This is a genomic window from Bifidobacterium dentium JCM 1195 = DSM 20436 (genome assembly GCF_001042595.1).
In the GTDB taxonomy this organism is placed as follows: Bacteria; Actinomycetota; Actinomycetes; order Actinomycetales; family Bifidobacteriaceae; genus Bifidobacterium; species Bifidobacterium dentium.
Genome location: NZ_AP012326.1, coordinates 1,373,538 through 1,392,533, shown reverse-complemented (window position 1 = coordinate 1,392,533; position 18,996 = coordinate 1,373,538). Strand labels below are relative to the sequence as shown.

Genomic DNA, 18,996 nt, shown 5'->3' with positions numbered 1-18,996 from the left:
GATATCGGTTGCCGAATCGCCTGTCATGCCGTTTATCGTATCCGTCCACGTCATTGCGGAATCCGTGGATGGAATCCGCAATGAATCTTGTTCAGAAGCATGCGTGCATCGCCGTTATCGGGGGTGAACGCCGACCACGCCCGTTCGAGGAAATCAACACGTGCCAGTTGCGCGTCGCCATCGATTCCGCTGACTCGCGACACCTTATGCATCCATTCATGCCAACCGTCTTTTCCCCCGTCACCGGTGCCATCAAACAGAACGACGCCGTTACGGTCAATCACGGTGAACTGGTCAATTAGCGGAGATCCGGCAATCAATCGGACTGTGGATGCCAGGTTCCTGACGGTGTTCTCATGTGCGGACGTGGGTGTCCAACGTGATGGTAGCCCTACGGAGCGGTCCCGGTAGTAACGTTCCAGGATCGCGATGCGCGACAGGACCGGCGGCACAGCCAGTACGATCGCATGCGTCGTCCGTCCGTTGCGTTTCGCGTTCGAGGCCTCGTCGAGCACGGTCGACGCGTTCCTCCACGTGCCTTCCACGATGGTGGAGATCCGGTTCGCGGTGGCGTACGCCATGGTCCTGCGGATCCATTCCGCCGACGCCTCTGCGGTCCGGAGCGGCATGCCCAAAGGGTCTTCGTCGCACAGACGGTCGTAGTCGGGATGGTATTGGCGCAGATCGTCGCCGTTCACCGGCAGGAGCGTCCCCTCGTGCAATCCCATGTCGAGGATCATATGCACGGCGCGGGTCTTGCCTGCGCCGGGCTGCCCGCCGACGAACACCGTGCACGGATCATCCGATCCGGCCACGCCCTCAATCGTTGGCAGGATGTCTTCGTTCCAGATCCGGTCCACGTCGACCGCGGACTGCCGGCCGATCTCATGCCAGGGTTCGGCCATGAGCGCGCGGCCCATACGAGTCGAATCGTTCACCCGTTTCGTCCTGACAAGCGCCTCGCGGTCGGTCGGGTCGACCCTGTCCCGGTCGGACAGCAGCCCGTACCGGTTCATCCTGGCCCAATGCTCCCTGTACCGGTTGCCTTGGCCCGCCGCCAATCGTTGCTGGGCGAGCATCCTGCCGGCAAGCATGGTCGTCGACTCGTAGAACACGTCGTACAGGACGCTGTCGGTCAGATCCTCCAAACCCCATTCGGGAACGTCGCCGTGCCGTTCCCCGTTCCCGATATCTTCCATTCGCCTTTTCCTTACAGTCCGATATGGCCGCCGTGGCCGTGCCTGCCGTCCTCCGCATCCAACGTGACGGACGGAAAACCGTCCCAACCGTCGATGAAGTCGTTGACGAGCCGCCATTGGCGGCGGCTGATGCCGATACGCCAGTCGGGCCGCACCATCAGCACCGGAGCGGCGGGCTCGGCCGCTCTGATTTCCGCCATGGCGGCCTGGTCGCATTCCTCGTCGTCGATCCATATGGCCGGCGACGGGTCCGCCGACTTCCGTTCCGCTTGGATGCGCGACAGTATCGTCGACCGTTTGCCCGTCAGCCTGCGTTCCATGGTGACCGGGTCGTACCAGGGGACGGTACGGACGATTCCGGGATCCCAGCCGAGCATCGGATCCAACGTGTTCGTGCAGTATGGCTGCCAGGTGGTCAGCCAGTTCAGTTCGATACGGCCGTTCCTGGCGAGCCCGTACATGGCGTCGGACAGCTCGCGCGACCAGTGGATGCGGAACCGGCCCACGAAAAGACGCGCCTGCGCGTTGCCGTCCAGGTGGAACGCACGTTCGGGACTGTACAGGGCTTTGCGCGGATCGCCGTCCTTCAGCCATTGCGTGCGGTTCACGCCGCCGCGTTGCAGGACCTTGCGGTCGGGGAACGCGTTCAGCACGCCGTCGAAATCCGTGTACACGACGGGAACGCCCATGTCTACTCCTTCTTGGTTTCGGGCCAGTGATCGAACCATTTGAGGAGCCTGTCCACGTTCGTGTCGTCCCAGCCGGTCATGCGAGGGCCGCCCAGTCCGCGGTTGTAGGGTTGATCGAACACGACGACATGCTGGCCGACCCCGCGCAGCGCACGGATGTTGGCGGGGGAGTCGTCGATGTGCACGGTCGCCTGGATGCTGTCCTTCAATCCCGCGAAACACAGGCTCATGTAGGGGATATGTTGCTCGTCAAGCCACTGGGCTGTGTCGGACACGACCATGCGATGCTGGCCGGACACGAACAAACGATGCGTGACGATGCGGATGTACACGTGTTCGTCCGCTAGACGTCTGAGCGCGTGTGAGACCCCCGGGATCTGTTTCATCGTTGCGTACAGGTGGTCCGACTCGGCGGCCTTATGCGCGGCGAGGTAATCGTCTCTGCCAGCGAACGGCCAGCCGTCGTTGGCGACCAGATTGTACTCGTCGCAGGACGGCACGACATCCGGATCCATGAGCCCGTGGGCAACGAGCCAGTCGCGCATCGCCCCCGCATAGTCAGCACACACGCCGTCGAGATCGAGGTTGAGCACGCGGTATCCGTTCACGCCGACCCGCTGGTCCTCGTATTCCTTGGGAATCGTCGTCATCGTATCCTCTCTTTCAAAAGTCGTTCGTTCTGTTTTCGATTATCGTCCCGCATATGGCCGGACGACGGGGAACCGCGGTGCCACCGCCCCGTATTTCCGTATTATCGGGTTGGCGGCGGCACCGCGGGGACGAAGATCTATTCCTCGTCTTCTTCGATGTCGTCCTCGTAGTACCAGGGACGTTCTGTGATCTCATAGCCTTCGGCGAGGCGGCAGTTCTTGACCAGTCCGGCGAGCTCGGCGAGACGCAGAGCCTCGTCCTTGGAATCGACCCATGACGCGTTCTCATCGTCGTCCTCCCACGACTGGTAGACGCCGTTGAAATCGTCATCCCATAGGAATGCTCCGTCTGAGATGCGACGGATTGCGTATTCAATATTGCTGTTCGCCATGATTGGCGCTCCTTTCGTTCCGCATCGTGTCCCCATGACCCGATGCCTGTGTCGTTTTCGACATCTTTATGCATGGATGGTCCATGCATCGATGCGTTTCCTGTTACGACGGTACCGTCGCGCATCCTTCGGCGGTCCCGTCAAAATTCACTCCACCGGATAGTTCCCCGGTTGCTGGGGCATCTGTGATTTCCTATGCATGAGTTCTCTATTCGGCGGAAATGTCCGGTTTATCCAATCAGGCTCTTGAAAAAGCCGTATATGACGCCGGCGATTGCTCCAATCAGGCTCAATCCGCCAATCACTATGGCCACTGCGAGAAGCCCGATGATGAATCCGACCACGAACATGGCCATCTCCCTTTCCTCTGTCGTTTACGTTCTGGAGAACAAGCCCACCGGATAGTTTTTCCAAGTCGCTCCATACACGTCACGCAATTGTCCGGTGGGTTGGATGGCGAAAACGAAATGCGGACAATCCGCACATTCAGGAAAGAAGGATCGAAGAAAACATGTTTTGTGACAACTGCGGAAAAAGACTGATCGAAGGACAGTGTGTCTGCCCGAGCTGCGGACTGAAAAAACCTGCGAACGCGGGAACGAAGGGAACGACGCTCATCGTCCGGATCACGCGTGCGCGGCTGATTACGATTATCGCGGTCACAGCTGTCCTCTCGTTATTGGCCGGATCACTGGTCACACTAGGAGCCACCAGAAGCGCAGGGACAGGAAAGGTCTCCGGCGTCGCAGGCGCCGTTTCCACACAGGCCCCGCCGTCCATCGACGGAACCTGGGTCTCTCAAGGAGAACTGGACCGTCCGTTCACGCTGAACAATGGAGTGATCACGACATCCGAAATCGAGGATGAGCCCAAGAAAGGCACCTACACCATTTCGGATAAACCTGACGATAACGGCTATTACGTCCTCGATCTCAGGTTCGACGACATGGGTGAATGCACCTCCGACACCTCGGATACCCTTGATGCGTGCAAGGGCAAGAGCTTTGACATCACCCGCTTCGAAATCCAACCCGCTACAGGATCGGACGATGGCTACATCAGCTCGTTCTCACTACGCCCCGTTCTTTCCAAGAAGCAGCAGAAGAAGGTGGCGAAAGGCAAGTACTACAACAACTGCGCGTGGTCTTTGGGATATATGTGGTACAACGGCGGGAACCTCGGCGACTGCGCCCTTGACTCGTCATCCTTCGAACCTATTAAGCCCGAATACTGGACGATGATCCGCCAGTAGGAACCATCCCATTCTCCTCGGGCTGGCTTTATCAAGAATGGTGAGACCAGTCCGATGGTGGATGAGGATCTGCTCTTTTTCATTACGAAATCCATAAAAAGGAATGACATCATGCAATTCAACATATCCATAGCTGTATTGCATGATGTCATTCCTTTTCATTACGAAATCCATAAAAAGGAATGACATCATGCAATACAGCTATGGATATGTTGAATTCCGCAGATGGAGCCGTGTCGCCTTCAAATGGGATGATGCGGAGCATGTCGGATTCATCTGCACGGTGAACCATCACGATTTCTTCGGTAACGAGCTTTCTTATGACATCGAGACCATCGAAGGTAATGGCGTGAAAATGCTCAACAAGAATTTGACGCCCGATACGGTCTACGCAGTCCCTGAAGGGAAAAGGTTGATCGATGCATTGAAGGAACAGTCTCAGCGGGAGCATGGTTTACGGGACGTGGAACGTATGCGGTGTGTCGAACTGGTTATCGCCGAAAGCGGGGATGACGATTCGCTCCAACGCATGCTCGACGCGTACAAGCCAGGATGTGAGGATATGGCGTCGGCCTCCTGCTTTCTCCGGTTGCGTTATCGGTTCACCGAGGCTTTGCAGCGGCTGGATTATGCGGGCATGGCTGAGGCTCTTGCAGATATACGTCCGTGGTGTTATGGAACGCAATCCGATGATTTCGAAAATGGTGCGTCTCCAATGCCATTGTTTGATATGGTTGCGGATTTGCTCTCCGAGACATTAAAAGTGGGCGCATGGCCATTCGGAAGGCGTCAGTTCGCAGCGTCCTGCGTCACTCCCGACGGTGAGTCAGGCTTCCGGAACGAGGCCCCGTTGCCTAATGTGACGCATCATTGCCACATAGCGGAAATCGAGGGACGAGAACGGAGGGACGCCTTTCGAGAAGCCGCAGGAATCTTGCGAAGCCGGTTCCTAACTTTAGAGTCACTTAACGATGCTAATGAAAAAGAGCAGCCTGAGCTGTGAAACGGTTCGGAGACCGCATAAGGGACATTAAAGTGAAACGGAGCGGTGAGACCACCCGTCCATCATCGGAACCATGAATCCGAGGACGGGCGTCGCATTTACAAAATCGGTTCAGGAATATCATCCGATACCCCCCCCGAGTGGGTAGAATCAGAAAACAGCAACCGTTATTACAAGGAGGTCTACAGTGTCGAAATATGATGAGGAGCTCAAGCTCGCGTTCAAACAAGATGAGCGGATGCGACCTGTGATTGCGAACGTTCCCTATTTTGGAGTTGGAGAGAAACAAGGTTGGAATCTTGTGAAGGAATCCGCATCACTGGAGGGTGACGCTCCAGAGGAAATCAGGCTGAAGGAGGACGCGGTCAACAGAGTTCGGGATAATTATGAAAGCGTGTTTCATGCGGCTCTGGATCCGGAAGACGCTTCCTATAGTGGCAGGTTCCTTCATCTACATGAGAAACCTTATTCTGCCAGTGAGTCGAGGGATTATGCGAATTTCCTGCTTGACGTCCCCGCTGTCTACATTGTCTACTTCCATGATCCCAGAGCGCCGAAGGGTAAGCCTTGGACTGTATACGTCGGCGAAACCAACCATATCGTCAAAAGAACCGTTCAGCATGTGATCAAGGTGAAGGTGCAGGACGATACGGCGGAAAACGTTAACGATCAGGAAGCTCTGTCAAAGAAGGAAACTGCAGCGGACATCGCAATCAGTAAGGCGGTGGCCGATGGCATCGAGGTACGCCAGTACGTGATTTGGCAGAAGCTCTTCAACAAATCCCTCACGTTGGATATCGAGAACAAGTTGATCGATTACATGCAATCCATTGAATCCGTGAATTGCCTCAACGGGCGCACCAATCCGCAAGGCAAATACTTTACTGATGATGCGCTTCAATATGTCGTTTCTGACATCTGGAAGCGTCTTGTCAAGGATAATGAGAATATCCTTGCAGAGGAAAAAGATACGGAAAAAGTGCCAAGTCTTTTTCCGACTGAAAAAAACATTTGGAATTCGGCGCTCTACAAGATTTCCCCATTCCATAAGCTCGGTGCAGAACAAGAGAAAGCGCTTGATCGTATTGAACAACATGTCGAGAAAGTATTAATGAATTGGCACGCAGGCGATCAGGCACAGCTAATACTAATTCAAGGTGCTGCTGGGACCGGCAAGTCAATTCTACTCAGCACCCTCTTCTACAAGCTTTGCAGTATGCCGATTGAACCTAGTCCAACAGTTAAATTAATGGTTCATAATGATGAATTGCTTACTCAGTATCAAACAATGGCAAGGTTGCAAGGATTAATAGAAAATAATTCCAAGCGCGCTGCAGATAATAGTTCCTCAAATAGCAACGATGTGCTTACGCCAATTGAATTTATTCATTCATTTACTTCAAAAGAAAAGAATGTCTTTGGTGAGAAAGGGAAGAAAGTACGTAACTATTTCATGCCAACTAATCAAAATAATCCAGTTGATGTGGCATTAGTGGATGAAGCTCATTTATTGTTTACTCAAAAGTGCATGGCTATGGGGAGCCATAACCAGCTGCATGATATTTTACGACGATCTAAGGTCGTTATTGCGGTTTTCGATCCCAATCAGATTATGAACAACAATCAAAAATGGACATCGACTCAACTGGAGCCGTTTCTTGAAAATATGTCAGGTGTGAAAGGTGATGGACTGCTTATCCACGACGAAAAATACCAAGTAGCTTGCTATAACCCTGATGCTGTGGAAAAAAAGGATGACGGATGCTTTCATAAAATCCATATTAATAAAACTACATACAAAACGTATAGTATTAGTTTGAAGGAGCAATTCCGTATCTCCGCATCTGAAGAGGTGACTAAATGGATTCAAGAAATTACGGTAGATGCCTCCGACGAAGAACCCATCGGTGAAGAGAATTCAACCTCAAATTCGAAAGGTCCTCATATCTCCAATATTCCCAAGGATGATGGAACCCGTCCAAAAGAAGATAGAATTTACGCTTCAAACAATAATTTGCCATACGAGATTAAGGTATTTGATTCGCCTCAAGAATTGCGTGAGGCAATCGACAAGAAGAGAAATGATCTCAACAAAGAACAACAAGCCGAGCGTAAGAAGAAGAAGTTGTCTCCTAGTGCATCTATGCCGAGGGATCTTTGCCGTGTTCTCGCTACCTACGACTGGAGGTATTCTTCTTCGAAAGGAAATGTTACGCTTTACAGGATTGGTGGCACTTGGGCAATGCCTAAGAGTTGGGATTCGCAAAACAATCCCATCCCTCCCGACGACTGGGATGAGACTAAAGGTTGCAAGTTTTCTATGAAATGGAACGGGGACAAGTCATCCGATGTTGAAGATGATTTGAATAAATCTCACAGGTACAAGAAGAGCCCTTCAAATGAGCCATGGGTATCACGTTCGGAAACGCAAGATGAAATAGGCTCTTATTACACTGTCCAGGGTTCCGATCTCAATTATGCGGGAGTTATCATAGGGCCATCGGTTTCATATGACATAGAGCACGACTGTCTTCGTTTCAATCCGGATAAGTCACGAGATAAAGGTGTAAACGTGAAGGCTCTTCTTCAATCTGGCTTGGCTCAAGTTTTCGTGCGCAACCAGCTCAACGTCCTTCTTACTCGTGGAGTGCATGGCCTCTATCTGTTCGCGGTAGACCCAATACTACAGAACCAGCTCAAGAAGGCGTCTCGGGGTGAGCTCTAGAACTTGGGGTGAGAAACGTGTTCGTCTTCTTCCGCATTGCCGTGACTGGAATGCGGAAGAAGACGAACACTGATTTGACACTATCGGAATCCTTGAGATAGCGACGACTCGCAGGGCCTGCCGTTGGCCCATCCATGTTCCACCAAGTGCGAAGATTCAGACTCTGGTTTAGCCGCGTTTTATCCAGTGACATATGAATATGCGTCATCGTTCGGAAGGATGCGAGCACGATGAGGTTCATTTGACGCGAAGTGATATTACGGAAAAGAGGTTTCGGCTCACGATGCATACAGGTTCCGAATGTTTGATCATCGGCGTGCCCAAGCACGGCCATCCTGATTTCACCTATGGCCTGACGCAGGCCGGCAGAGAAGCGTTGATGCTGTCCGATTCCTGCGTGATGAAACTGTTCGACGTTTTCATTGGAGTATTGGACGAAGACGAAGGCTTGGAAAAGTCATGTCCGGGCAGGAAAGGCGTCTGAACAACTTCCGGAAGGTGCGGATAGACAATCCTTAAACAAAAGAAAATCCTGCGACCGCTGTGGAAGCCCTTTGGTTAACAGTCGTCTCGCAGGCACGATCGTCGGCATCTTCAAGGGACTGTTCGGCTGACCCAAGCGGAATATGAAGACGGATGAGTGATTTCAATGGCGACTTCATTGTGAAGTCGCCATGTTTATTGCCGTCCGTTTAACCAACCTTCTTCAGGAAGAATGCGTATCTTCCCAATGTGGACATAGGCTGGTTTTCCCTTGTCTATTTTGATTCAATGATGGACATTTCCTCGTTGATCCAGTCGCAAATGGGTGAGAATGCGTCGAACATGTCACAAGAAACACGGTCGGGGACAATTCGTCCACGAAATCGTCGCGACTCACCGTATGCAAGGAACCTTCGAGATCCAGAGGAACGTTCTGGTGTCCGCTGTGAAAGCAGTAGCTTTCCCTTAATTGCCTTTCCCAGTTTTCGCATGCCTGTACAGCATGTTTTCCGCCGTAATTCGCTTAGCCCCCCCTACCGGGCAATTGTCGTTCCCACATCATCTGTTTCGGATTGGTCCGTAGCCGGTGACGTAGGCACGGATCGCAGATCGAGTCCCATCGTCGTCCAAGTCCTTCATCCCGTTGTTCACACGCATCGAATCGAGGATGAAATGCAGGTACTGCGCGTAATGCTTCGGGCATAGGTATAGCTTGCCGTAGCAATCCTGCCTGCCCTGCGGATCGGCGAACATCACATAGTGTTTTGCGGGTTCGTCGCATTCTTAGTACTGGCTGTCGCAGCTTTCGTCCCCGCCACCGCGGTCATCCTCATCACCGAACGGGATGAATCCGTCGAAGATATCGTCGAATACGTTGAAGTCCGTCGATTCGACAATTTCCGACGTGATTTTGATTGCCGTGGCCGTTCTGGTCTTGGCTTCCACACGTGTCTCCATCAATACGGTCATTGCATTGACTCCTTTCTCCGGACGTTTCCATATGCGTCGGGATTCTTCCTGAGGTTGATGTTGTTGCCGATGACATAGGCAAGTTCCGCCTCGCATTCGTCGATCTCGCGTTGGATGACCCGTTCATCGGACCCGTCGTCGAAGCATTCCGGATGATTTCGCTGCTGGATACGCATACTGATCTCGTCCATGACATACAGGTCGATGCCCATCCCCGACTTCCAGAAGCGGTACAGGAGCAGACTATGCTCGGGCAAAGGAATCACCAGACCAGACGTCCTGTCCCATAAAGCCAGTAGGTGCGGGTCACGGGTACCTCTTTCCGGACGGCCTGGATTCCGGAAATCCGCTGGCGGAGCATCCGGCCCGACGAACAGATCATCCCTGCGCGCATCAGCATGCCTCATCACTCCCCAGTAAGCGTTCCGGGCAGTCTCGTCGACGACGATCCGGCCGTCTTCGCCCTGACGGTACGACATGAACAGTTCTGCGGTGATGTCATGGTTGATGGGGCAGTCACGACGTGCCGCATGCATGTCGATGGAGCGAGCGCGATCGTTCCGAGCTGTCCTGCGTTCGTGTCCGTCCAATGGCTTCTCATACAACGACAGTCTGTCTGGCACTCTGCGGCGGCCGGTTTCGGAGAGGCTGCGTAGATCGGCCACGCCGATGACCCGCGGGTCCGCGCCAAGCCAGCCAATCGTGTCTACATCCCTCTGCACGCGGGAGACCGCGGAGCACCGTGTGGTGTCACCAATTCGGATTGCTCCGTCGCCGAAGCTGTCGGTGTTGAAGTTGACGGTTCGCATGATTCCTTCCCGTTGTCGTGTGCGTTCTCGCGGAAATTCCCACCGGACAAATTCCCTACGTTTCTGTTCGCTCACCGCTGTCCGCGCGTGGTTAATCGAGGCGTCGTCAGTTTCTGGCGGACTCTCTGATCTCGTGAAACAAGGTTTCCACCTTTAATCCTCCCTTATGACGCGGAAGCCGGCATTGTCCGGTGGAGAAGACGTGAAGGCAATGGCTCCGAGCGAGTAAAGCCTTGACGGAAATCAATTATGAGTAAAGAGAGGAAAGCGAAACATCATGTTGATGGTTCTAAGAACAATGTTGCTGTACGTGCATTTGCCTTTAACCCTGTGGGGCTGGCTGACGCTGGTGGCGTTCACCGTTGGAGGCTTTCGTATCGGAAGTAAACCGTTCATATGCAGCCAGAAATGGTTCGATAACCATCAGGAGCGCTACAACGCAGAGTCGATTGGTGCGGCAGCTGCGATTGTTCTCTGGTTCTGGTTGCATGGCTGTTGTCTTATCAGCGACCTGCAGGATAATTATTGGCTGTATAAGGACACCGAAGATTGGGACGGATCATCCGAAAAGGGCTATCACAAGGCCCTTGCCAGCTTCGGCAGGTCCTATGCGAAGCTAGTGGTCGAGCAAGATAACACACTGCCATGGCAGGTGAAGCTCGCCGAGAAGATCATGTTCATCGTGGCCGTCACGCTGCTTGCCGTGCTATTTCTCGGTTACAGGCGTTTATGCAAGACCAATAAAGAGAATCTCGCCGCATGGAATGCCGACACATTCGAAAGCCGTTTCTCAACTGTGGCGCTTGAGAACGGCGTCGAATGGGCTACGTCTTATGAAAACAACTATCTTGGCTTCAAGCTCGTAGGCCATGATGCAGAAGGCTCCGCCGACCCTTGGTATGTGGCTTTTGAAGATATCAATCTGTATCAGGCCCGTTGCAATGGTAGGCTCAACGGCGTGCCCGGCGGCGGTTTGGAAGCTTCTCGGTTCGACTCCGACGCCATCGCGTCGGGCCGAGCCGGAGAGGAAGCCCTTGCAAGGATCATTGTCGGCAGCGACTTGAAGGTCGTGTCGTTCTGGTCCCTATATGGCAAGGATAGCGAAGGCAATCCAACGGATGCTGATGTCGACTGTGTACTCGTGGGTGTCAACAAGTCGGGCAAGGTACATGTCTGGTTCGTAGACGCGAAGAACTACAAAGGTGGTTCCGATACCAAGTACGTCAATGTTGGACATGATGAAAATGGGCATAATGTGATAACTCGTATCAGCAAATTCAAGCATGCACTCATTTCTGGAAAAGATGGAAAACCCGACCTTGTCACCTCGGAGAACATGGCCAACCAATTCAATAATTGGCGCCATATGCCGGGATTGCTGAGAGCTAATTGTAAATCGTATATCTGCATGGTCCCGACAGGGGAGAACGGTCTTCCAGACGTGGAGAACCTCGTCTGGACTGGCGGCATCAAGTGCGTCACTCCAAAACAACTTGTTGAGGAGATTCAGGCCTGCGATCTTGACGACCCGTCCAAGATTCCAGCAAAGGTGACTGAACTGTTCTATGATTCATTGAAAAAATGACTGTGGCGATCTGATTTCCGGTCCATGGAGAAAATCTTCCCCATGGACCGGAATGGTGTGGGTTTATTAGATGAGTCCGTTCCAAGATGAACTGATTTGCCGACGTCGAAATTCCGGAGGAACAGCGACGATTTATTGGTTTCGTCGTTGATCCACTTGTTATCAATCATTCAAAAGAGATTTTGCATATCCGAAAAGGGTTTCCGTTTTTCGCGAAGGCCCTTCCTTTGGCAGGTTCCCTCACCCAGATTCGAACCAAGACAAGAGGTTCCAAAGAGCCGTGTGCTGCCATTACACCATGGGGGAACGGCGAAAGCCCAAAGTCCGGCCCCAACGGTTATAATCCTCGAGCAGAAAAACTGTTCTCACGCAAGATTCAAGGGGACCGGCACGCTGTGCGCCCTGCCGTGCAGGCGCAACAGGAGCGGTAGCGCAAACGGTTTTGCCAGAATCTCCGCGGGAGGTTGCGGAGATGTCCGACACGTTGCTGGTCGCACGGCCGAACATCTCTGTTGACGAGAATCAAAAGACGGAAGGCGGAAGATGGCATTAAGCGCCGCAATCATCCTCGCCGCGGGTGAGGGCACCCGTATGCGTTCCAGCAAGCCGAAGGTGCTGCACACCTTGGCGGGAAAGACTTTTCTGAACCGTGTGATGAATTCCGTATCGGCACTCAATCCCGACACGCTCGCCGTGGTGGTGCACTACCAGGCCGAGCGTGTCGCGGCCGCGGCGCGCTCCTACGATGAGCGTGTCACCATCGTCAACCAGGACGACATTCCGGGCACGGGCCGGGCCGTGCAGTGCGCCATGGCCCAATTGCAGGAAGATGGGGCGCTTGACGGCGTCGTATTGATCGCCGCTTCCGACATGCCGCTGCTTGACGCCGGCACGCTGAATCAACTGCTTGCCTTCCATGAGCAGAGCGGCAACGGAGCGACCGTGCTCACCACCGTCCTTGATGATCCGACCGGCTACGGTCGAATCATCCGCGACAGCGAAGGCAATGTGCTGCGCATCGTGGAGCAGAAGGATGCCAACAGCAGTGAACTGGCCGTGCATGAGGTGAACACCTCCGTATATGTGTTCGACGCCAAGTTGCTGGCCGAGGCCATCGCCAACCTGAATTCAGACAACGCCCAGGGCGAGTTCTACCTGACCGATGCTCTCGAGACCGCCAAGGCGCATGGCGCGGTCGGTGCGTTCGCAGCTTCCGATCCGTTGAGCGTGGAAGGCGTGAATGACCGCGTGCAGCTTGCCGCACTGGCCAAAGCCCACAATGCGCGCGTGTGCGAGCATTGGATGCGCGAAGGCGTGACCATTCTTGATCCGGAAACCACATGGATCGAAGACGATGTTCGGATTGCTCGTGACGCCGTGATCCTACCCGGCTGCTTCCTTCAGGGCCATACCGTGATCGGCGAGGCCGCCGAAATCGGCCCGTACACCACGCTGATCAGCGCCACCATCGACGCCGAAGCCCATGTGGAACGTTCCCGCGTGCAGGAAACCCATATCGGACGTGCCGCCAACATCGGTCCATGGACCTACCTGCGCCCAGGCAACGACCTCGGTGAGGAATCCAAGGCCGGTGCCTTCGTGGAGATGAAGAAAGCCCACATCGGCAACGGCACCAAGGTACCGCATCTGAGCTATGTCGGCGACGCCGATCTGGGCGAGCGCACCAACATCGGCGGCGGTACCATCACCGCCAACTATGACGGTGTGCACAAGCACCACACCACCATCGGATCGAACGTGCATGTGGGCGCGGGTAACCTGTTCGTCGCCCCGGTCGAAGTCGGAGACGGCGTGACCACGGGCGCAGGCTCTGTGGTCCGGCATGATGTGCCGGCCGATTCCATGGTCTATTCCGAAAACACGCAACATGTAGTAGAGGGCTGGAAGCCCGAATGGGAGCGCTGATTATGCCGGCAGTACAAGATTCCATCGACGCCATCCGCATCGCCGCAGCCGCGGCCGATCGCATGAAGGCCACTGACATCGTGGCTTTCGATGTCACCGAACCATTGGCCATCACCGACCTCATGATGATCGCCGGCGCTTCGAACGAGCGTCAGGTACTGGCTGTGGCCGAGGAAATCGAAAAGGACCTTTATCTGAAAGACGGCAAGCGTCAGCCACGTTCACGCGAAGGCCTGACCGAGGGGCAGTGGGTGCTACTCGACTACGGTGACTTCGTGATTCACGTCATGCATCAGGAGTCACGCGACTTCTATCGCTTGGAACGACTGTGGAAGGATTGCCCGAACATCGACCTCCAGCTCGACCACGCGCAGGACACGACGGAGGAAGCCGTCGAAGCGGAATAATCCAGGACGTGAGGAGAAGCATGCCGCGCAACGTAACGATTGAATCACGGGGCAATGTGCCACAGCATGTGCACGCCATCACGCTGGTACGTCATGGACGTACCGCATTCAATGCGCAGCATCGCCTGCAGGGGCAGATCAACATTCCCCTTGACGAAGTGGGCGAGTGGCAGGTGAGGCAGACCGCAAGGGCCTTACGTGAGCTTTATGTGGATCATCGTCCGGATATTCCCAATCGACTGGTGGTCTGCTCCGATCTCGACCGTGCGGCCGCCACCGCACATGCCTTTGCCGATCCGCTGGGACTTACGGTGCATGCCGATGAGCGTGTGCGCGAACGCAGCTTCGGTGATTGGGAGGGCGTCGCCGTGGAAGAGCTCGCCGAACGTTACCCGGAGGATTATCGTTCCTGGGCCGAGTTCCGTGGCGGAGAACTCAAATATGGCGCGGAAAGCAAGGAACACGTCGGCAAACGCGGCGTGGAAGCCCTCAATGATTGGGCCATGCGAGCCGGAACCGACACCGACCTATTCGTGTTCTCCCACGGCGCCTGGATCTCACAGACACTGCAGACGTTGTTGGGACTGAACGAAGTACAGCCCGATTTCGCCTCCATTCTTTCGATGCGCAACGCACATTGGGTGCATCTTGTACCGATCGAAATAGGGGACACACTGCGATGGAGATTGCTAGATTACAATCACGGTCCGGCAATCGCCGATACCGAACAGTGGGAACATCCACGCCGCCAAGGCCTTGACTTTTAAGGATTCCACGAATTTTCACATAATCGCCAGTCCTTTTGAAGCGATACTCGCTATCGTCGTGTGCTGTGAAGAATTTTTTCAAGGGAATTTCATTTTCATCAATCTCGGCAGGTGCGCTTGCCGCAGTGACGTCCTTCCTCCTTTCCGCGAAAATCGGCATAGCGGGTTCGGTGATCGGTGTGGCGGCCGGATCCATCGTCTCCGCCGTTTCGACGCAGATCTATAAGAACGTATTGAAGGCATCGGGCGAAAAGATTCAGAATGCGGTGCCGTTCGGTTCGAACTCGGACGGGGAAACCCCTGAAAGCGATGCCAAAACCGATAACGGTACGGAAGCCACGCAGGTCATCGGCGAAGTCCGGCATGGCGGAAGCGATACCGCGGTCATTACGTCTGACCAGACTGCGGTGATGTCCGACTCGCCAAGGGTCATCGCCTCCGGTAAGGACGGTACGGAAGCCACAAGCATATTGGCCAACCCTGAACGCAATACGAAAACCAAGCGGAGCGTCAAAGCTGGAAGCTCGTCCGCCGGCGGGTCCCGGACCATGCACCACACGGGGGAGACCCGTGTCATGGCGTGGTTGCATGGCAAATACGCACCGGCCATCATCGCATTCGTCGGCGCGCTGGTCGGCGTAGGACTGAGTGCGGGCCTCATCCTTTTCTTTACCCATGGCAAAGGCACGGACACCGTAGTGCATGACGTGGTGTACGAGAAGGTCACACCTTCGACGAGCTCGAGTGATACGGGCAGTACCGTCTCCGGTACCCCTACCTCAGGTTCCGGTACCACGACGAGTGGAACCGACACTACCGACGGGGCGACCGATCAGCCGACCACCAGTGGCAGTGACAAGACCTCCGGCAGCACTTCCGACAGTACGTCAGGGACCAGCGGCTCGTCCGATTCCAGCACCGGCACCACCGATGGCGGCTCGTCGTCGACCGATGGTTCGGACTCCTCAAGTACCGATTCCGGTACCGATTCCGGTACCAGTTCCGGTTCCAATTCCTCCGGTTCCACCACAAACGATTCGACTTCCGGCACTTCGACAGGCGAATCGTCCGATTCCGGAACCAGCACGAATTCAAGCGGGACGACCGGTACGACGAACTGAGGTCATGCATCCAATCCTTGAGCGACACGCCGGGATTGCATGATTCAAGTCTGCGATGTATCTTATACAAGGTTTGCAGAGCAGACACGGGGCTATGGCGCAGCTGGTAGCGCATCTCCATGGCATGGAGAGGGTCAGGGGTTCGAATCCCCTTAGCTCCACGAACAGGGTTTCCGATGAAAGTCGGAAGCCCTTTTTTCGTATGGTGAACCGTTGCCGAACCGGTGGCATGAACTGAGCCGATATGAACCAACCGCAACAGGCCATTGGCGCAGCACAGTCAATGTGACGGTATTCACGCAGAGTGAACATGTGTCGAAAGCCTTGCTGCCGTAGTCTGGAAACACGTCTTACACCACAGACGCACGAGTTGGAAAGGACCGCAATCATGGCAAATCTCACTGCGGAGATGAAGGAATTCCTCAACGGCAATCTGGCATGGGTCGCGACCATCGGCAAGGACGGCCATGTGGATCTCGGACCGAAGATGAGCATGTTCATCATCGACGACAATCACATCGGCTATCACGAGCGTACCGCCGGACAAATGTACCGTAATCTGCTTGATGGCAGCGAATTGGTCGTTGCCGTTGCGAACCTCGAACAGAGGAAAGGCTACCGTTTCCGTGGCAATGTCGTACTGCACGACAACGACGCGATTTACGAGGAACAGGTCAAAATCGCCGAGGAACGCGGCACGAAGAAGCCCATGACCATTCCGGTGTTGCAGATCACGGAAATCCAGGATCTGACACCGGGGGCGACGGCCGGAAAGACCATCGTCAAGGATTGACGATCATGGTCGGTTCACCAAACCCGTACGGGATGGTTGACCGATGGACCCGGTCCGATATGGCGGATTGAACGCTTTACAGCATGCTTTCCGTCATATCGGCCCAGTCATATTGGGCCATGTATTCGCCATGATACAGATTCACGGCGCCGGGCTCTCCCTTCAGGAAACGGAACAGGTCGCAGTTGAGCGCTTCCGTCTTGATTGCCACGCTGTCACGGCCGCGCACGATGATGTCATCTTGGCCGATCGGCTCCAACGTCGTCTTCAGATCGTGGATGAGATTGCGTACTTGGGTGCGGCGTGACGCCGAGTTGGAAGCATCCTCCCATAATGCGGTGATGAGTTCGCTGATGGAGCAGCGTGCACCTTTACGATGCACAAGATACGCGAATAATTCCTTGGATTTGTTGCGATCGAACTTCAACGGTTCGCCGTGATGAAACACATCGAAATCCCCGAAACAGCGTACTGTGATACGTTCCTCGTTCTCCGACTCGATGGGGTTGCGCAGATTGGACAATGCGGTGCGCACATCATCCTCGCTGGCGGGTTTCAGCAGGAATCCACTGACGTACATGCCGTGTGCCTCGAGCGCGTGCTCGGCATGGGCGGTAACGAAGATGATGTTAATGCTCTCGTTGCCTGCCTTGAGCTTTTGCGCCAATTCGATGCCATTCATGCCGGGCATTTCGATATCGAGAAACACCACGTCGAAATGGGTTCGGGAAGCCTCGTCCAACGCCTGTTGCGCCGACAGCGCCTTCATGCAGGTGCTGTCAGGCTCGACATCGCGCAGAATACGGCATAATGCATTGATCGCAAGCTGCTTGTCATCGACGATGAGGATGTTCATGCATTACCGCCTTTGGGAATGGTGATGGTCAGAGTCGTTCCGTGATCACTGGCGTATGTGAGGGAACCATTGCAGATGATACCCAACCGTTTGGCCACGCGATCCAGGCTGGCCGTGTGATGGTCGGCTTCTTCGGGGCATTCGGATTCGACATCGTCATGCACGCTGATGTAGTCAGCCACGTCATCGTGCCATACCTTGATGACGAGTGCCGGATCGTACGCGTATGGAAGATGGAATTTGACGGCATGCTCCACCAAAGGCTGCATGCTGAGTGGCGGAAGACGGAAATCCAATGTGCGTATGTTCCAGGATATTTTGATGCTGTGCGGGGTGTCGGTCTGCACCAGGCCGAGGTATGCCTTGACATGCTGGATTTCCTTGCGCACGGGCACCAGTTGGGATTCTCCGACAGCATCGATGTTGCAGCGCAGGTACACGGACAGCTCCTGCACGGCCTTTCTCGCCCTGGTGGAATCCTCCATGCACAACTCCTGGATGGCGGTCAGCGAATTGAAGATGAAATGTGGGTGCAATTGCTCGGTAAACAGCTTCGCCTTGCTCTCCGCCAATTCATGTTCGGCGAGGATTCGCCGTTCTTCGTTGCTTTGCCGCCGCAGAATGAACAGTATCATCAGGGAGAACGCGATGGCCGGGTACATCAACGTCAACGAATCATGGCGATTCTCCACGATTCCAGCGGCGATCGGTAGCATGAACAGGGCCAGCCATTGCAGCAGGACGTGCTTGGCTCCTCCGGCATTCGCGAGTGGCACCACCAGCAAGGAGACCAGCATCTGCAGTGCGGCCATGTCATCCGGCAGCATGTGCAGAGGCCCCCATGCGAACGCATTGCCTTCCCCGATGCGGAACACCCAGCCGGTCCAAGGGTTGAGGATGATCAGCAGCATGTTCAAAACGCCCGGCATGACGATGAGACCGGTGGTCGTACGCCTCGCTTTCGGGGAAAGATCCGTCGGCAGATTGGCACATGCCAGCAGAATGAAGCCGGTGACGGCCACAGGCCCCACCATGTACGTACCATAGTTGCCGATGTACGTCATCATGATGGAGAAAGTGTCGTCAAGACCGGTGAACCTCTGGGCCAGCAGACCTCCGAACGTGTTGACGGCGTGCAGTGTCAGCACCGCCGCGAATGCCATACGACTCCGGCGCGTATCGTCGCCGAGCGCCACGGCGACGATCAGTACCGCAAGTATCGCCAGCGTGAAGATTCCGATGCTGGAATTAATCGTATTGCAAGCCATAAGGCCCCTTCTGCCCGAATGGGGCACGCTTGCGCACCCCCCTGACGAACCAGTATAGAAGAGGGTGCAAGACGGGGCATAAGAGCGTGTGGATTGCGGTGG

General features: G+C 54.8%; 19 protein-coding genes and 1 tRNA gene. 11 read left to right on the top strand and 9 right to left on the bottom strand.

Features of this window, described 5'->3' with window-relative positions; all coding sequences use genetic code 11:
- Positions 1-50 precede the first annotated feature (50 nt).
- From BBDE_RS06065 to BBDE_RS11640, 5 genes are all read right to left on the bottom strand, one after another.
- Entirely contained in the window at positions 51-1,199 is a 1,149-nt protein-coding gene (locus BBDE_RS06065; RefSeq protein ID WP_003839974.1) for a zeta toxin family protein, read from the bottom strand.
- 11 nt (positions 1,200-1,210) lie between these two features.
- Complete coding sequence (locus tag BBDE_RS06060; protein ID WP_003839975.1) at positions 1,211-1,888, bottom strand: hypothetical protein; 678 nt, start codon at positions 1,886-1,888, stop codon at positions 1,211-1,213.
- A gap of 2 nt (positions 1,889-1,890) precedes the next feature.
- Complete coding sequence (locus tag BBDE_RS06055) at positions 1,891-2,538, bottom strand: 5' nucleotidase, NT5C type (protein ID WP_003839977.1); 648 nt, start codon at positions 2,536-2,538, stop codon at positions 1,891-1,893.
- A 137-nt stretch (positions 2,539-2,675) separates the two neighbouring features.
- Entirely contained in the window at positions 2,676-2,930 is a 255-nt protein-coding gene (locus tag BBDE_RS06050) for a hypothetical protein (protein ID WP_003839979.1), read from the bottom strand.
- A 230-nt stretch (positions 2,931-3,160) separates the two neighbouring features.
- Positions 3,161-3,286 (bottom strand): hypothetical protein, encoded by a 126-nt coding sequence (locus BBDE_RS11640; protein ID WP_003839982.1) that lies wholly within the window; start codon positions 3,284-3,286, stop codon positions 3,161-3,163.
- Between the two features lie 155 nt (positions 3,287-3,441).
- Here BBDE_RS11640 and BBDE_RS06045 point away from each other — a divergent pair, with 155 nt between their 5' ends.
- From BBDE_RS06045 to BBDE_RS06030, 4 genes are all read left to right on the top strand, one after another.
- On the top strand, positions 3,442-4,182 hold the full coding sequence (locus BBDE_RS06045) for a hypothetical protein (RefSeq protein WP_003839983.1): 741 nt from the start codon (positions 3,442-3,444) through the stop codon (positions 4,180-4,182).
- Positions 4,183-4,372: 190 nt separating this feature from the next.
- Positions 4,373-5,185, top strand: coding sequence for a hypothetical protein (locus BBDE_RS06040; protein WP_012902193.1), 813 nt, complete (start codon positions 4,373-4,375; stop codon positions 5,183-5,185).
- 187 nt (positions 5,186-5,372) lie between these two features.
- Complete coding sequence (locus BBDE_RS06035) at positions 5,373-7,910, top strand: DUF2075 domain-containing protein (RefSeq protein ID WP_003839986.1); 2,538 nt, start codon at positions 5,373-5,375, stop codon at positions 7,908-7,910.
- A gap of 193 nt (positions 7,911-8,103) precedes the next feature.
- Positions 8,104-8,394 carry a hypothetical protein gene (locus BBDE_RS06030; protein WP_003839988.1) on the top strand — a complete coding sequence of 97 codons (291 nt, stop codon included), beginning with the start codon at positions 8,104-8,106 and terminating at the stop codon, positions 8,392-8,394.
- Between the two features lie 782 nt (positions 8,395-9,176).
- On the opposite strand, the gene BBDE_RS11575 is transcribed toward BBDE_RS06030, so the two are convergent.
- A complete protein-coding gene (locus BBDE_RS11575; protein ID WP_003839996.1) occupies positions 9,177-9,362 on the bottom strand; it encodes a hypothetical protein in 186 nt (61 codons plus the stop codon).
- On the bottom strand, positions 9,359-10,171 hold the full coding sequence (locus BBDE_RS06015) for a hypothetical protein (RefSeq protein WP_012902190.1): 813 nt from the start codon (positions 10,169-10,171) through the stop codon (positions 9,359-9,361). The genes BBDE_RS11575 and BBDE_RS06015 overlap by 4 nt, the downstream gene beginning before the upstream one ends.
- A gap of 277 nt (positions 10,172-10,448) precedes the next feature.
- Here BBDE_RS06015 and BBDE_RS06010 point away from each other — a divergent pair, with 277 nt between their 5' ends.
- From BBDE_RS06010 to BBDE_RS05975, 7 genes are all read left to right on the top strand, one after another.
- Complete coding sequence (locus BBDE_RS06010; RefSeq protein WP_003839999.1) at positions 10,449-11,756, top strand: hypothetical protein; 1,308 nt, start codon at positions 10,449-10,451, stop codon at positions 11,754-11,756.
- A gap of 543 nt (positions 11,757-12,299) precedes the next feature.
- Positions 12,300-13,682 carry a bifunctional UDP-N-acetylglucosamine diphosphorylase/glucosamine-1-phosphate N-acetyltransferase GlmU gene (gene glmU, locus BBDE_RS06000; RefSeq protein WP_003840004.1) on the top strand — a complete coding sequence of 461 codons (1,383 nt, stop codon included), beginning with the start codon at positions 12,300-12,302 and terminating at the stop codon, positions 13,680-13,682.
- Between the two features lie 2 nt (positions 13,683-13,684).
- Positions 13,685-14,089, top strand: a complete 405-nt coding sequence (gene rsfS / locus BBDE_RS05995) for a ribosome silencing factor (protein ID WP_012902188.1) — start codon at positions 13,685-13,687, stop codon at positions 14,087-14,089.
- Between the two features lie 20 nt (positions 14,090-14,109).
- Positions 14,110-14,856 (top strand): histidine phosphatase family protein, encoded by a 747-nt coding sequence (locus BBDE_RS05990; RefSeq protein WP_003840007.1) that lies wholly within the window; start codon positions 14,110-14,112, stop codon positions 14,854-14,856.
- Between the two features lie 65 nt (positions 14,857-14,921).
- Entirely contained in the window at positions 14,922-15,977 is a 1,056-nt protein-coding gene (locus BBDE_RS05985; RefSeq protein WP_003840009.1) for a hypothetical protein, read from the top strand.
- A gap of 88 nt (positions 15,978-16,065) precedes the next feature.
- Positions 16,066-16,138 (top strand) — tRNA-Ala (locus BBDE_RS05980).
- A gap of 227 nt (positions 16,139-16,365) precedes the next feature.
- Entirely contained in the window at positions 16,366-16,770 is a 405-nt protein-coding gene (locus BBDE_RS05975) for a pyridoxamine 5'-phosphate oxidase family protein (RefSeq protein WP_003840010.1), read from the top strand.
- Between the two features lie 76 nt (positions 16,771-16,846).
- On the opposite strand, the gene BBDE_RS05970 is transcribed toward BBDE_RS05975, so the two are convergent.
- Positions 16,847-17,626: a response regulator gene (locus BBDE_RS05970; protein WP_003840011.1), complete on the bottom strand. Its 780-nt coding sequence runs from the start codon at positions 17,624-17,626 to the stop codon at positions 16,847-16,849.
- Positions 17,623-18,894, bottom strand: coding sequence for a sensor histidine kinase (locus BBDE_RS05965; protein WP_003840013.1), 1,272 nt, complete (start codon positions 18,892-18,894; stop codon positions 17,623-17,625). The genes BBDE_RS05970 and BBDE_RS05965 overlap by 4 nt, the downstream gene beginning before the upstream one ends.
- Between the last annotated feature and the right edge of the window lie 102 nt (positions 18,895-18,996).

Excerpts from the sequence above, each read along its gene's own strand:
- BBDE_RS06065 (WP_003839974.1), bottom strand. The coding sequence starts at position 1,199 with ATGGAAGATATCGGGAACGGGGAACGGCACGGCGACGTTCCCGAATGG.
- BBDE_RS06060 (WP_003839975.1), bottom strand. The coding sequence starts at position 1,888 with ATGGGCGTTCCCGTCGTGTACACGGATTTCGACGGCGTGCTGAACGCG.
- BBDE_RS06055 (WP_003839977.1), bottom strand. The coding sequence starts at position 2,538 with ATGACGACGATTCCCAAGGAATACGAGGACCAGCGGGTCGGCGTGAAC.
- BBDE_RS06050 (WP_003839979.1), bottom strand. The coding sequence starts at position 2,930 with ATGGCGAACAGCAATATTGAATACGCAATCCGTCGCATCTCAGACGGA.
- BBDE_RS11640 (WP_003839982.1), bottom strand. The coding sequence starts at position 3,286 with ATGGCCATGTTCGTGGTCGGATTCATCATCGGGCTTCTCGCAGTGGCC.
- BBDE_RS06045 (WP_003839983.1), top strand. The coding sequence starts at position 3,442 with ATGTTTTGTGACAACTGCGGAAAAAGACTGATCGAAGGACAGTGTGTC.
- BBDE_RS06040 (WP_012902193.1), top strand. The coding sequence starts at position 4,373 with ATGCAATACAGCTATGGATATGTTGAATTCCGCAGATGGAGCCGTGTC.
- BBDE_RS06030 (WP_003839988.1), top strand. The coding sequence starts at position 8,104 with ATGAATATGCGTCATCGTTCGGAAGGATGCGAGCACGATGAGGTTCAT.
- BBDE_RS11575 (WP_003839996.1), bottom strand. The coding sequence starts at position 9,362 with ATGACCGTATTGATGGAGACACGTGTGGAAGCCAAGACCAGAACGGCC.
- BBDE_RS06015 (WP_012902190.1), bottom strand. The coding sequence starts at position 10,171 with ATGCGAACCGTCAACTTCAACACCGACAGCTTCGGCGACGGAGCAATC.
- BBDE_RS06010 (WP_003839999.1), top strand. The coding sequence starts at position 10,449 with ATGTTGATGGTTCTAAGAACAATGTTGCTGTACGTGCATTTGCCTTTA.
- glmU (WP_003840004.1), top strand. The coding sequence starts at position 12,300 with ATGGCATTAAGCGCCGCAATCATCCTCGCCGCGGGTGAGGGCACCCGT.
- rsfS (WP_012902188.1), top strand. The coding sequence starts at position 13,685 with ATGCCGGCAGTACAAGATTCCATCGACGCCATCCGCATCGCCGCAGCC.
- BBDE_RS05990 (WP_003840007.1), top strand. The coding sequence starts at position 14,110 with ATGCCGCGCAACGTAACGATTGAATCACGGGGCAATGTGCCACAGCAT.
- BBDE_RS05975 (WP_003840010.1), top strand. The coding sequence starts at position 16,366 with ATGGCAAATCTCACTGCGGAGATGAAGGAATTCCTCAACGGCAATCTG.
- BBDE_RS05970 (WP_003840011.1), bottom strand. The coding sequence starts at position 17,626 with ATGAACATCCTCATCGTCGATGACAAGCAGCTTGCGATCAATGCATTA.
- BBDE_RS05965 (WP_003840013.1), bottom strand. The coding sequence starts at position 18,894 with ATGGCTTGCAATACGATTAATTCCAGCATCGGAATCTTCACGCTGGCG.